This window comes from Priestia sp. 10L35, from assembly GCF_056395685.1.
Genome location: NZ_JBFTKA010000002.1, coordinates 533,334 through 545,715, shown reverse-complemented (window position 1 = coordinate 545,715; position 12,382 = coordinate 533,334). Strand labels below are relative to the sequence as shown.

General features: G+C 39.5%; 11 protein-coding genes. 5 read left to right on the top strand and 6 right to left on the bottom strand.

Annotation, left to right across the window (positions count from 1 at the left end; all coding sequences use genetic code 11):
- Positions 1-30 precede the first annotated feature (30 nt).
- Both AC1DEF_RS08745 and AC1DEF_RS08740 read left to right on the top strand, forming a co-directional pair.
- Positions 31-1,218 (top strand): iron-containing alcohol dehydrogenase, encoded by a 1,188-nt coding sequence (locus tag AC1DEF_RS08745; protein WP_097823477.1) that lies wholly within the window; start codon positions 31-33, stop codon positions 1,216-1,218.
- A 66-nt stretch (positions 1,219-1,284) separates the two neighbouring features.
- A complete protein-coding gene (locus AC1DEF_RS08740; RefSeq protein ID WP_097823476.1) occupies positions 1,285-2,850 on the top strand; it encodes a BCCT family transporter in 1,566 nt (521 codons plus the stop codon).
- A gap of 48 nt (positions 2,851-2,898) precedes the next feature.
- Here the strand turns inward: AC1DEF_RS08740 and AC1DEF_RS08735 are convergent, their stop codons facing one another.
- Complete coding sequence (locus AC1DEF_RS08735; RefSeq protein WP_043982346.1) at positions 2,899-3,837, bottom strand: VanW family protein; 939 nt, start codon at positions 3,835-3,837, stop codon at positions 2,899-2,901.
- A 178-nt stretch (positions 3,838-4,015) separates the two neighbouring features.
- On the opposite strand from AC1DEF_RS08735, the gene AC1DEF_RS08730 reads away from it, so the two are divergent.
- Positions 4,016-4,831 carry a hypothetical protein gene (locus tag AC1DEF_RS08730; RefSeq protein WP_097823475.1) on the top strand — a complete coding sequence of 272 codons (816 nt, stop codon included), beginning with the start codon at positions 4,016-4,018 and terminating at the stop codon, positions 4,829-4,831.
- Positions 4,832-5,019: 188 nt separating this feature from the next.
- Positions 5,020-7,197, top strand: a complete 2,178-nt coding sequence (locus tag AC1DEF_RS08725; RefSeq protein WP_318331298.1) for an FUSC family protein — start codon at positions 5,020-5,022, stop codon at positions 7,195-7,197.
- Positions 7,198-7,222: 25 nt separating this feature from the next.
- Here the strand turns inward: AC1DEF_RS08725 and AC1DEF_RS08720 are convergent, their stop codons facing one another.
- The 5 genes from AC1DEF_RS08720 to AC1DEF_RS08700 all read right to left on the bottom strand — a co-directional run bounded on the left by AC1DEF_RS08720 (position 7,223) and on the right by AC1DEF_RS08700 (position 9,866).
- On the bottom strand, positions 7,223-7,516 hold the full coding sequence (locus tag AC1DEF_RS08720; RefSeq protein WP_097823474.1) for a hypothetical protein: 294 nt from the start codon (positions 7,514-7,516) through the stop codon (positions 7,223-7,225).
- A gap of 67 nt (positions 7,517-7,583) precedes the next feature.
- Positions 7,584-8,132 carry a DUF3231 family protein gene (locus AC1DEF_RS08715; protein ID WP_097823473.1) on the bottom strand — a complete coding sequence of 183 codons (549 nt, stop codon included), beginning with the start codon at positions 8,130-8,132 and terminating at the stop codon, positions 7,584-7,586.
- Positions 8,133-8,406: 274 nt separating this feature from the next.
- Positions 8,407-8,664 (bottom strand): hypothetical protein, encoded by a 258-nt coding sequence (locus tag AC1DEF_RS08710; RefSeq protein WP_029321637.1) that lies wholly within the window; start codon positions 8,662-8,664, stop codon positions 8,407-8,409.
- Positions 8,665-8,781: 117 nt separating this feature from the next.
- Positions 8,782-9,108: a YflT domain-containing protein gene (locus tag AC1DEF_RS08705; RefSeq protein ID WP_013056955.1), complete on the bottom strand. Its 327-nt coding sequence runs from the start codon at positions 9,106-9,108 to the stop codon at positions 8,782-8,784.
- A gap of 338 nt (positions 9,109-9,446) precedes the next feature.
- Positions 9,447-9,866: a hypothetical protein gene (locus AC1DEF_RS08700; protein WP_013056956.1), complete on the bottom strand. Its 420-nt coding sequence runs from the start codon at positions 9,864-9,866 to the stop codon at positions 9,447-9,449.
- Positions 9,867-10,137: 271 nt separating this feature from the next.
- Between AC1DEF_RS08700 and recQ the strand changes: the two genes are divergently transcribed.
- Complete coding sequence (gene recQ, locus AC1DEF_RS08695) at positions 10,138-12,273, top strand: DNA helicase RecQ (protein WP_318331299.1); 2,136 nt, start codon at positions 10,138-10,140, stop codon at positions 12,271-12,273.
- Positions 12,274-12,382: the final 109 nt, after the last annotated feature.

The following is a 12,382-nucleotide window of genomic DNA, read 5'->3' as shown; positions in this document are numbered from 1 at the left end:
TGTAAATGAGCTAAGAGAGGAGAAAAACGAATGAATTCACTATTTGAATTTACTACAAAAACAAGCATAGCGTATGGCCTAGACCGGGTTTTGCAAATTGGAAAAGATGTTGAAGCAGTGAGCGGTGAAAAAAGAGCCGTGTTAGTGACAGACCCAGGGGTAATCAAAGTTGGTTTAGCAGACACCGTATTGAAAGCGCTTCAAAACGAAGGTGTAGAGACGTTTGTTTTTCATGATGTGAAAAGTGATCCTACGGCCGCTTCTATTGATGCGGCTGCCCAGCTTATTCGTGAACATCAGATAAAGTGCGTCATTGGTCTTGGAGGAGGCTCAGCTATGGACGTCGCTAAAATGGCTGCGCTAGTTGCAGGGGATCATTATGAAACGATGCACTATGCTTTAATGGCCAATCCTTTTGCAAAAAAGAAAGTGAAAACGATTATGCTTCCAACTACTTCAGGAACGGGAGCGGAAGTAACAAGCACGGTTGTATTTTCTACTCACGATCAAGTAAAGGTATGGGCGTGGGATCAAGACATGGCACCGGAACTAGCGATATTAGAACCGCGATTTACTGTTAAACTGCCGGATTTCTTGACAGCTGCGACTACTTTAGATGCGCTTGTGCATGCAATTGAAGCATGCACAGGCAAGCGTACGAATCCTTTTATTCAAGCGCTGAGCCTTCAAGCAATATCATTGGTGAGTCAACACTTAGAAACGGCTCTGCAGCAGCCTGAAAACTTAGAGGCAAGAGGAAAACTCGCAATAGCGGCAACGCTTGCAGGAATGGCGATCGAACAAGGAGGAACGGGGCTTGCACACTGCATAGGACATGCTCTAGGAACAGTTGGGAAAATTCATCACGGCCGCGCGGTTTCAATTGCTTTGCATGCTGTATACGACTGGAACATTGAAGGTGCAGTGGAACTGTACGCAGAGGTAGCAAGAGCTTTGGGAGTAAAGAAAGTATTTTCTACGAAGCAAGAACTTGCTTATGCAGGTGCAGAAGAATTTAAGCGTCTAGTAGCTGTAAGTGGATTAAACCTTGCGATTGGAGATAGGGATGAACTCTCTGTGAATATCTCTAACTTTGTGGACGTGATGCTTTCCGTTGAAAATGAACCGATGAGAGTAAATAATGCCCGTTTTGCCAGCAAAGAGGATCTACAGCAGTTTGCACATGCAATTATAAGTATAGGAGCGTCGAAAGTTTGATAGAAGCACATACCGTTTCCCTGAAGCGGTATGTACCATCTCATTAATCAGGCAGGAGGAAGCGTAATGAAAAAGATCAGACATGCTGTATTTTGGCCTCCATTTTTATTGTTAATTGGAGCTGCATTATTAAGTTTTACAAACCGTGAAACCTTTACAACAGTTACAACTAATGCAAATAATTGGGTTATTTCTAACTTAGGCTGGCTGTTTAGCATTAGCGGGCTGCTGATGGTAATTGCATGTATTGGTGTTTATTTTTCACCGCTTGGCAATGTTAAAATAGGAGGGCCTGACGCAAAACCCTTTCTTAAATTCGGCAACTGGTTTGCGATTACCTTATGTACAACCATAGCTGCAGGCGTTACGTTTTGGGGAATTGTGGAACCGATCTACCACGTATCTGCACCTCCTGAATCGTTAGGAATTAAACCGAATTCTCCACAAGCAGCCATTTTCTCGATGTCTTCTATGTACCTTCACTGGACCATTTCGCCGTATGCAATTTATTGCGTACCTGCAATTGTATTTGCATTTGCTTATTACAATATGAAAAAACCGTTCAGTCTAGGATCTACGCTAGCTCCAATTTTAGGGGATAAAATTAACGGGAAAACAGGAAAAATAATTGATGCGGTATGTTTGTACACTCTTGCTCTTGGGATGGCCTCTTCTCTTGGAACAAGTGTTTTAAATTTAGCAGGAGGCGTTAATCATTTGAGCGGTATTGCCAGCAACCCTTTACTCTGGGCGATTATAACGGCTGCCGTTACAATCACCTTTATTTTATCCGCATCAAGCGGCTTAATGAAAGGAATTAGAATTTTATCAGATATTAATATGAAAGCGTTCTACGGCATTGCCATTTTTATATTTATTGTAGGACCAAGCTCTTATATTTTAAATTTAGGGACGGAGTCGGCCGGTAATTATTTTACGCATTTTTTTGAAAAAAGCTTATTTACAGGAGCGGCAGCAGGCGATACGTGGCCGCAGTCATGGACTACTTTTTACTGGGCAAGCTGGTTTTCATGGGCAGCTATCACCGCATTATTTTTAGGAAGAATTGCATACGGATATAAAGTGAAAACGATGATTCTTGTGAACTTTATTTTACCAGCCTTTTTTGGAGGCGTATGGATGACGATATTTGGCGGAACATCGATTCATATGCAAATGACAGGAGGGAAACTCGCAGATATTATGGCACAAAACGGGCCTGAAGCCGTTTTGTATGCAGTATTTGCTGCTTTACCGTTCGCTAAATTTGTTATTCCGTTCTACTTGTTTATCGTGTTCATTTCATTCGTGACAGCGGCAGATTCTAATATGGAAGCGATGGGCGGAATCAGTTCATCGGGAATTTCTCCGCAAAGCCCGTCTCCGGGCATTATGATTAAAGTAGTATGGGGTGTCACTGTAAGTTTAGTAGGGTGGGTGATGATTAGTTTTGCAAAATTAGACGGAATTAAAATGTTAGCCAATCTAGGAGGAGTTCCTGCCCTGTTTTTAGGTATAGGTGTTCTTATTGCATTAGTCAAAATTGCTCAAAATCCAGCCAAATACGATCGAACGACAAAGGTAGATAAAAACGCTGCGATTAAAGATGCAGATGAAACAAAAGCTGTATAAGCTGTATAAATAAAAGCAAGGAGGGCTTACTCCTTGCTTTTTTACGTTTTAATCGGCAGGCTCAGTATCAACATGCGATTCAATTTTTTTCTCTTTCGGCAACTGATCAATAGAAGCCCAAGGCACGCGGCGAGGCTTATATTCAATCGCATCAGTAGAGTAAACGGCCACGCTTACGACTCCCCCGTGCACCTGCGCTCGAATCAACAAAGGATCACTATACGTATTTTTAAAATGAAAGTCAGGTCCATACCAGCTGACGGTAGCGTCTCGTCCAGGAGGTACGTAGGAAACACTGCGGCTGTGTGAGTAACGCTGTGTAATCGTTAGGCCAGCGTTATCGACGGCGTTAAATAAAGTAGAAGAAACTTGGCAAATTCCTCCTCCAACTCCTTCAGAATACTCTCCTTTTACAATGATTGGCGCACGCATATACCCTTTTGCTGCCGTTCTTTTTCCGACGGTTTGATTAAAAGAGAAAACTTCCCCAGGAAATATAACGCTGCTGTCTAGTGATTCAGCTGCAAGAGAAATATTGTGAGAACGATTTTTATTATGAGGGTTAAATACCGTATGATAATGACCGATTTGCTTAATTCGAATCGTTGCAAGCAGCTCTTTATCTACGCGAGGCGGAACAGGAAGCGTCGGGATTTCTAATGTTGACGTACCGCCGTTAAAAAAATAAGTATAAAATTTCTCCGCAAAATCTTTATGATATAGTTTGACACCCGCTTGCTCAGGAACAATTTGTCCGCTTTTATCAATGCGGGCATTTATGGGCTCTCTATATGTTTTTTTATCCAATTCTTCTAGAAGAAGATTGTATCGATCATGATCAACCATAGGTACAGGAAGAAGAGGCACGGCCACTTTATCCCGTTCAATCCGTTCAATTGGTTTACCGTCATGAGTAATAGATAGGTGGTCTTGTGTAGAAAGAGGTTGAATGAGCATTAAAAGTCCAACCATCCAAGTGAAATTCATATCATATACCTCGCTTTCACCTGTTAGTATGAATAAAATGAACCGTTTAATGTATAAGATTCACAAGCTCTTTTTTGTATTATTTTCCATGAGCTTAGCGTGTAAAAATTTCTATTTATAATTGTCTGTGTACTTTCGCATATTACATAGAGAAACTACAAGGTAATGAGGGTAGACAATGACAAAATTAATGATTTTAGTCTTTATGCTTATTAGTTTTTTTGTGCATCCCCAAAAGATGAAAGCAGAAGAAAACCTTACGTATTTTCCGGTAAGTGACACAGGAAAAGTATTAAAGTGGAAACGTGTAGAAAGCTTACTGCCGAAGGGGAAAAAATTTAAAGTGATCGATGTAGAAACCGGCTTTTACTTTTACGTGCAGCGAAGAGCAGGCTCACACCATGCAGATGTTCAGCCGCTTACACGTCAAGATACGAAAGTAATGAAGCACTTATATAATGGGAAATGGAGCTGGAACCGAAGAGCTGTTCTCATTCCGTTTAAAGGTCAAATGCTTGCCGCTTCCATGAACGGAATGCCTCACGGAGCCGGTGCGCTTGACAATGGATTCCCCGGTCATTTTTGCATTCACTTTGCAGGAAGTACGACTCACAAGTCTCAAAATGTGGATCCAGGTCATCAGTTAATGGTATTAAAAGCAGGAGGAAAGCTTGATGAATACGCATTAAAAGCTGAGCCGGCAGAAGTCGTAAATATGTTTTTAACAGGATTAAAGCAAGATGATGATGCTTTGATGCAACCGATTTTGCGCGTGAAGCAAGAGCATAAGCTATGGGCAAAACTGCATAGTATCTCCACTATTTATTATAAAACGGACTTATTTCATGCAAAAAAGTATAAAACAAAAGAGAAAATCGCCGTAGAGTGCCTTATTTATTACGAAGATAAAGGGGCTCAAAAGACCACGATGGTTTTTACTTTAAAGAGAAATCCATTAACAAACGGGTGGGAAATTTCTTCTCTTACATTGTAAGTACTGATTAATGCTTAAAAACACATCTGATAGAAAACAGATGTGTTTTTAAGCATTTGTTTAGCTCTTTAGTCCTTCGCAATGTTATAGTGTAAAAACGTGCTTACATACGATAGAAAAGAATAAAAAAGGGTATAAGTAATAATATTACTCTTTCTACAAAGAACTCTACAGCACGAAAGGAGAGGGTGTTTATTTTTTCATATTGGTTTAGCCGCTTAGTTGCTGCAGACCCTGGACGAAAAAGGCTCAAAACGGCTTCCAAAGCTACGATTAGCGTCATTACAGCGGTCGTTATTATGCTGATTGTATTAAAAGCAGCGGGAAGCTCACAAATTACCGCTGCTATTTTAGCAGGCGTAATCGGCCTGATGGGTATATTGGTTGTGAATGATGAAACAACAAAAGCAAAAAAAGTGACAACAGGCTTAGTAGCGCTTTCTAGCGCCGTTTCTCTCGGAATTGGCTCGTTTTTATCACGATATGGACAAGCAGAAAATATTTTTCTCGTTCTGTTGGTGTTTTTGTCTTTTTATTTACAGAGATTTGGTATTCGCTATTTTTCCCTGTCGATGGTAGCCTTTATGTCGTTTTATTTTGCTTCTATTTTACACGTCACATTTTCTCAGCTGCCGTGGCTGTTAGCTGGCGTTATAGTAGGAGCATGCTGTGCATTTATTTATAATTTTGTTATCTTTAAAGACCGGCCTGCCAACGTGCTGAGGTCTTCAATGAAATCATTTCATATTCAAGTGAATTTGGTGCTTGATTTAATTATTGAGTTAATTCAAAAGAAAAGAATTGAACCGGCTCAAATCAAACAATATAACCGCAATATTAAAAAACTGGCCGAGTATGCCCGTGTAGTATCAGAAGAGCTTGGAAATACAGATCCCCACGACATATGGCCTGGCGTAACAGCTGAACAGATGCGCCTTTATGTATTTGATACAGTTATGCTGCTCCAGACATATTCCCCGGCGATTCGAAAGCTCAGTGAATTAAAGGCATTTAATCATTTTGATATTCAGCAGCTGCTGTTAAAGCTAGTGGAATCGATTCGCGAAGCAGAGGTATTAAATGAAAATCCTACTCATTCCTTAACGGATGCAGCTCAGCATCTGCAAGAGCTGCGCCAAAAATTAAGTGAACTCGAACCTCAAGATAAAAGGTATAAAGATTGGCTTTACTTAATCCGCCGTATCGAAACGATATCAAATCACGTGATTGATGAAGCCTATGAGCTGCAGCAAGCAATTGTGAAACAAGAAAAACAGCCTCAAAAAGAAGCGGAAGAAAAAGAAGACGAAGAGGACAATGATGAAGAAAAAGGATTAAAACCATCTACGAAAAAGTCTATTCAAGCGGTCATCACTGCTGTTGCGACATTAATATTTGGCTCTTTTTTATCTCCATCGCATCAATATTGGGCGCTGTTAGCAGGCTATCTAGTGCTTCTTGGTACAGAAACGATAGGAAGTACGTTTGTAAAAGCCGTGCAGCGAAGCGTAGGAACGCTTTTAGGAGCAGCTGTTGGCTTTGTTGTCGCAAGCTTTGTCTCACCTGGGATACTTGAAATAACGCTGCTTTTTATCTGTGTGTTTATGGCTTTTTATTTCTTTCCTATTACGTATTCGTTTATGAGCTTTTGGATTACGATGATGCTGGCCTTTATGTATGACATGCTTCTTGGGGGGATTTCAGAGAGTTTGTTACTAGCTCGTGTATTAGATACAGTTGTAGGAGTTGGAATTGGTTTAGCCGTATCTGCTCTTGTGTTTCCTAAAAGAACAAGAGATAAAATAACCGACACCTCAGTAGAATACGTAGCGGCTTTAAAAGAATTTGTTCACACTTATTTGCATCGTTTTACGAAGCAGTATGCGTTTGCCAATTTAGCTGATAAAGGAATGGAATTAGAAAAAAAGCTAAAACAGCTTCATGTTGATTCAGATCCTATTATCAAAGGTTTCGTTGGCCGTTCACGTCTTCAGCAATTTTTGACCGTTTTTACCGCCATTAATTATTACGCCAAGCATTTGGTAGCTTCTTCTACTAGAAGCGAGGCTTTTTATAAGGAAGCAGAATTTCATGGTGTAGTAAAGGAAGTGGAAGAGAAAGTAGCAAGCAACTTCACTCAGCTTGAAAAAGCGTTAAGAGGAGAAAGAGGAACGTATGTATACACGCTTGAAGATGTAAGGCAAAAGATTGAACAATCTTTAGATTATTTTGATACGTCCGTTCAATCAAGAAATTTACAGCATCTTCAGCTGCTGCATAACATTTATTACGTATGGAAAATCAATCAATCGGTTGTTCACTTAGCCAAAGAGCTAGGAGCAGAAGAAATAAGTAGTGAAGATTAAAACCAGCGAATATTTCGCTGGTTTTTTAGTCTGATGAATAAGGAGACGTATCTTTTCTAATCGTTCTCCACGTTGTTTTAAGACCGGCATAGCTGCCAATTGCGGCGTACCCATAAAAATATCCCATAAACAATCCGGCAATAATATGATGAGGGTGACTGATAAACACTGAAAAAAGCACGCCAACAGCTAAAGCAATAGTCGGAACATACTGCTTTTTAGGACGGAAAAGCCATTTGATCAGCTGCGTCACGATTAATACGACAGGAACACCAATGACTGCGTCCCAAAAATTTGTATGAATTGTAGGGAAATCCATATTCAAGCACCTCGTTAAATGTGTTAGATATAAGGTTATCTATGCTGCTTACCTTAAAACACTTCAATTAGTTATGAGGTGCTCCAGGTGAATAATAATAAGGCGGGATTTTAAGCCAGCCTTTTTGCTGCATTAAACTTTTTACTTTTGATCCTAATATGATCTTTTCAGTGTGGAATTTTAGCCACATCAATCCAATATCGGTTCTAATAGACTGTCCCATATTCGTGCTGCACATGACGATATTAGAAGCAATTTTTACAGATATTAAGTTAGCAATTTCAGAATCCGTTGCTTTTGCTCCTAATGGAATGCTGTTAGGGTCGGATTTCGGCTTGGTAGCCGGTATTTCAGGAAGCAGAATTCCTTCTTTAACCATTAATTTTTTTAGGGTATCAATCTGAGATTCAGCCAGGTTTTTTGAGTCTTGAATAAGCTTAAGCAGTTCACTGTTGGTTGTTGTATTAAGACAGGTTTCTAAGGCAGGTACTTCTTCCGCTAAAGCAGTGAAATATAACCAGCATCCCATAGCCTCACCAATATGTGGGGGAGGGGGCGAGTCATCTGTAGAAGAGTTTTTTATATAGTCAAGTAGTGTCTCAATGACGTTAATCATAACTTTTCACCCTTTATATAGTTTATGCATCTTCATTATTGCCTTCAGCAGAAAAGGATAAACACAGCTAAGAAATGTTACATATAAAATTGATTATGATGAGTGGAAGAAAAAGCATCTCACGAAGCAATCTATAATGAAGACCGTACATTTACTGTCACCACATCTAAAGGTATAAAAATTGCGGCAATGCGTAATAAATACGCTGGGGCTAGAAAATGAAGTAAATAGAAAAAAACTCCTTGCTCATCAAGGAGTTTTTTTATCAGGTGTATTATATCGTTTTTCTCCGATGCTCTCTCCATAACGAAGTTAATTCCTCTGACCAATATTTATAATCAAATACTGTTATATTTTTGCTAGGCATAAAAACATTCAACAGCCAATTAACCCTTAATTTGTCTCTGACGCCTATCGTTTTATCATTTTTACAGCAGCCTTCATCACAAGGTTTATCGTGTATCTTGTAAGGAATATTTTTAACGACTAATCCATTTTTCACACGTTTTGTGTACTCAATTCCTATAATCAATATATCACTCCTCACAGTAACTCTTATCTTCATAATCATATGTATGAATGACTTCTTTAATGAAAGGGTAAAAGGGAGGAAGTCAAAATAAAAAAGCCCTGCTGTAGGGCTTTTTTATTAAGCAACTTTTGATGCAACGACGATTACTTTGCCGTGATCTAATTCTTCTTCGTAGCGTTCAGCTTCCGGCTGTGATAATCCTAATGAACGCATTTTGGCACGAAGCTCGTCTCCTCGAGAACGAAAAACATTCGCAATCGCATCAAAAACACCTTGTTCAGAAAGACCAATGTTGTTTGTATTTGTTGCAGCTGTTAAATCCTCGGAGCGATCTTGATGGTGTGCAAGTAAATAAACTTCGTCTTTTGTAAATCCTTCACGCAAAAATTGTTCAATTGTATCTTTTGCCTGTACGCCATTTTCAACTACTTTTACATTTACCATTTCAAAAAACCTCCTTGTATGATAGACAACTTTCTCGAATACGTTGAGTAATGAAGAGAAGTTTAAGTAACTTATCTCCTTGGTTTGTGTATACACGTTATTGGAAGAGATAAAACCTATTTTCTGAAATTGAGTTAAAAAGCCTAACATAGGAGAAGGGAAAGCAGCGCTGTTATTTTTGAGGAGAATCCTGTGAAGGATAAGCGGGAAGAAGCTTTAGTTAGCCTTTTTCCTGCATCGTTTTTTTTTGACCTTTTAAGGTACAGTACAAACTGCAAAAAGCCTGGATCTTAAATAACTAAGATCCAGGCTTTTTGCATACATAAAAATAGAGAAATTTAAGATGAAAGACGTTCTTTTTGTTTTTCATAAACAGAAGTAGACTCGTTCCATGTATATCGACCATCTTGTAATTGAATGGTTGCGCTGAATGGACAGTCTATTGACGTTTCTGCGTCATCTAAACTACTTTCAAGTAAACTTTTTTTAAATCGAAGCAAATCCTCTTTTGAAGCAACTCGAAAAACCATTTCTAACGTAAGATCATCGTCCATTGCATTGTGTAATTGACTAATACTTTTGCGGAATTCTTTATTATATTGGAGCATAATTTTAATATCTGCTACGCAAGCAACACCAAACACATCTTTCACAACAGACTCAACCGTTAACTGAGTTGTGGAAGCATATGTTGAAATATTACGCTGTGGATTTTCTAAATAATAAATCGTTTCTACAGGATGTCTCGTGATAAGCACCTCTTTCCTATTCTTAAGTATACAGGAAAAAAGAATGGAATGGGGAAAGATTTTTGGGAAAGGAGTCCTGACATACATAAAAAGACTGTTTGTAATAGGAAAGAGAGTTATAAATTGAGGGCTTTTCGCTTATCATTTTTGCTATAACCTTAAATCAACGAATTCTGTGCAACTTCCTCCAAGATTTGATAAAATAGAGCTCTACGTCTCAATTTCTTCTAACTTAATTCCTCAACCACTATTTCTACTTATTTTAAAGGAGGACGCAATTTTGCAATTTGAACAAGCTTTAACACATTTACAGTCCTATTTTGGTTATGATTCATTTCGAAAAGGACAGGAAGAGTCTATTCGTTATGTTTTAGAAGGGCACAATACCGCTTGTATTATGCCAACAGGAGGAGGGAAATCGCTTTGTTATCAAATTCCTTCATTGCTTTTGGAAGGAACAACACTGGTTATTTCTCCGTTGATTTCCTTGATGAAAGATCAAGTTGACACGCTGAACGCAGCTGGTATTCCGGCTACGTATATTAACAGCTCGCTGACGCACACGGAGGTGCAGCAGCGCTTAGAAGAAGTCGCGCTTGGCGAATATAAGCTGCTTTATGTAGCGCCGGAACGACTGGAGTCTCCGCAGTTTTTAGAGCAGCTTCAAATGCTTCCTATTCCGCTTGTAGCGGTAGATGAAGCGCACTGTATTTCACAGTGGGGCCATGATTTTAGACCGAGTTATTTGCGCATCAATGAACTGATCAGCAAGTTGTCTAACGCTCCGATTGTGATGGGGCTGACGGCTACGGCGACGCCTCAAGTGCGTGAAGATATTTGCCGAGCTCTTCACATTAATGAAGAGTACACGGTGATGACTGGGTTTGAACGTGAAAATTTATCGTTCGCTGTCGTGAAAGGTCAGGATAGAATCAGCTATATCGAGGAGTATATCCGTAAAAATGACCAAGAAGCGGGTATTATCTATGCCGCTACGCGTAAGGATGTTGAAGAACTTCATGCTAGATTGCAAAAGTCAGGAGTTAATGTATCAAAATACCATGCTGGTATGAATGGGAACAGCCGTGATGAAGAGCAGAACCGCTTTCTGCAAGATGATGTGCAGGTGATGGTGGCTACCTCTGCTTTTGGAATGGGGATCGATAAATCGAATATTAGATTTGTTCTTCACTATCAGCTTCCGAAAAATATGGAAAGCTATTATCAAGAAGCAGGCCGTGCTGGTCGTGATGGACTGCCAAGTGAGTGTATCGTGCTTTATTCACCTCAGGATATTCGCGTGCAGCGCTTTTTGATTGAACAGTCAACGTCGAATCCTAAAAAGCAGATTCAAGACCTTGAAAAGCTGCAAAATATGGTGAACTACTGTCATACAGAAGGCTGTTTACAGGCGTATATTCTTCATTATTTTGGAGAAAGTGAAGCGCATGAGTGCGGACGCTGCAGCAATTGTACGGATGATCGTGTGGAAATAGACGTAACAGTCGATACGCAAAAAGTATTATCTTGTATGATTCGTATGGGCGAACGTTTCGGTAAAATGATGATTGCTCAAGTATTAACGGGTTCTCGAAATAAAAAAGTAGTTGATTTTAGTTTTGATAAACTGAAAACGTACGGCGTCATGAGCGACCGGTCGGCTAAAGAAGTGAGCGATTTTATTGAGTATTTGATTTCAGAGCAGTTTATTTTAGTAGGACAAGGGTCCTTTCCTACTTTATCCGTAGCGGCCAAAGGAAAAGGCGTGCTTCTTGGTACGGAAAAAGTGATGAGAAAAGAACAAATGGAAGTGAAGCAAATTGTCCAAGACGACGAGCTGTTTGCTCATTTGCGTTCCGTTCGAAAGCAGCTAGCAGACGAAGCCGGCGTGCCTCCTTTTGTTATTTTCTCAGACGATACTCTTCATGATATGTGTGCAAAAATTCCGGTAACGCTTGAACAGTTCGCTACTGTAAAAGGAGTGGGAGAACAAAAACAAGAGCGGTACGGAGAACGATTCACGACTGAAATCAAACAGTTTTGTGAAGAAAATCCAGAGCGAAAGCGAGACGTATCAGCGCCTGCTCCGAAAAAAGCAAGAGCATCATCAAAAGAGGGCTCTCACTTAATGACGTATGAGCTATTTCAGCAAGGAAAATCGTTAGATGAAATTGCTGCTGAACGTGAATTGAGCCGCATTACCATTGAAAATCATTTGTTTAAATGCGCAGAAGAAGAAAAAGAAATTGACTGGTCACCTTTTCTTTCAGAGGAGGACGAACAGCTTATTTTAGAAGCTGCTTCCTCAGTAGGCGATGAAAAGTTAAAACCAATCAAAGAAGAATTACCTGAAAACATTACTTATTTTATGATTAAAGTAGCGTTATTCAAACAAAAAATGAAGCAGCTATCTTAAACAAAAAGCTCCTATTAAAGGAGCTTTTTGTGTTGAATAAGCGAGTTTACTGATAAAATAGAAGGTATAAATATTTGAAAAATCAGATTAAATAAAAAGGGGTACTGCA

Coding starts and splice junctions, on each gene's coding strand:
- AC1DEF_RS08745 (WP_097823477.1), top strand. CDS start 31: ATGAATTCACTATTTGAATTTACTACAAAAACAAGCATAGCGTATGGC.
- AC1DEF_RS08740 (WP_097823476.1), top strand. CDS start 1,285: ATGAAAAAGATCAGACATGCTGTATTTTGGCCTCCATTTTTATTGTTA.
- AC1DEF_RS08735 (WP_043982346.1), bottom strand. CDS start 3,837: ATGAATTTCACTTGGATGGTTGGACTTTTAATGCTCATTCAACCTCTT.
- AC1DEF_RS08730 (WP_097823475.1), top strand. CDS start 4,016: ATGACAAAATTAATGATTTTAGTCTTTATGCTTATTAGTTTTTTTGTG.
- AC1DEF_RS08720 (WP_097823474.1), bottom strand. CDS start 7,516: ATGGATTTCCCTACAATTCATACAAATTTTTGGGACGCAGTCATTGGT.
- AC1DEF_RS08715 (WP_097823473.1), bottom strand. CDS start 8,132: ATGATTAACGTCATTGAGACACTACTTGACTATATAAAAAACTCTTCT.
- AC1DEF_RS08705 (WP_013056955.1), bottom strand. CDS start 9,108: ATGGTAAATGTAAAAGTAGTTGAAAATGGCGTACAGGCAAAAGATACA.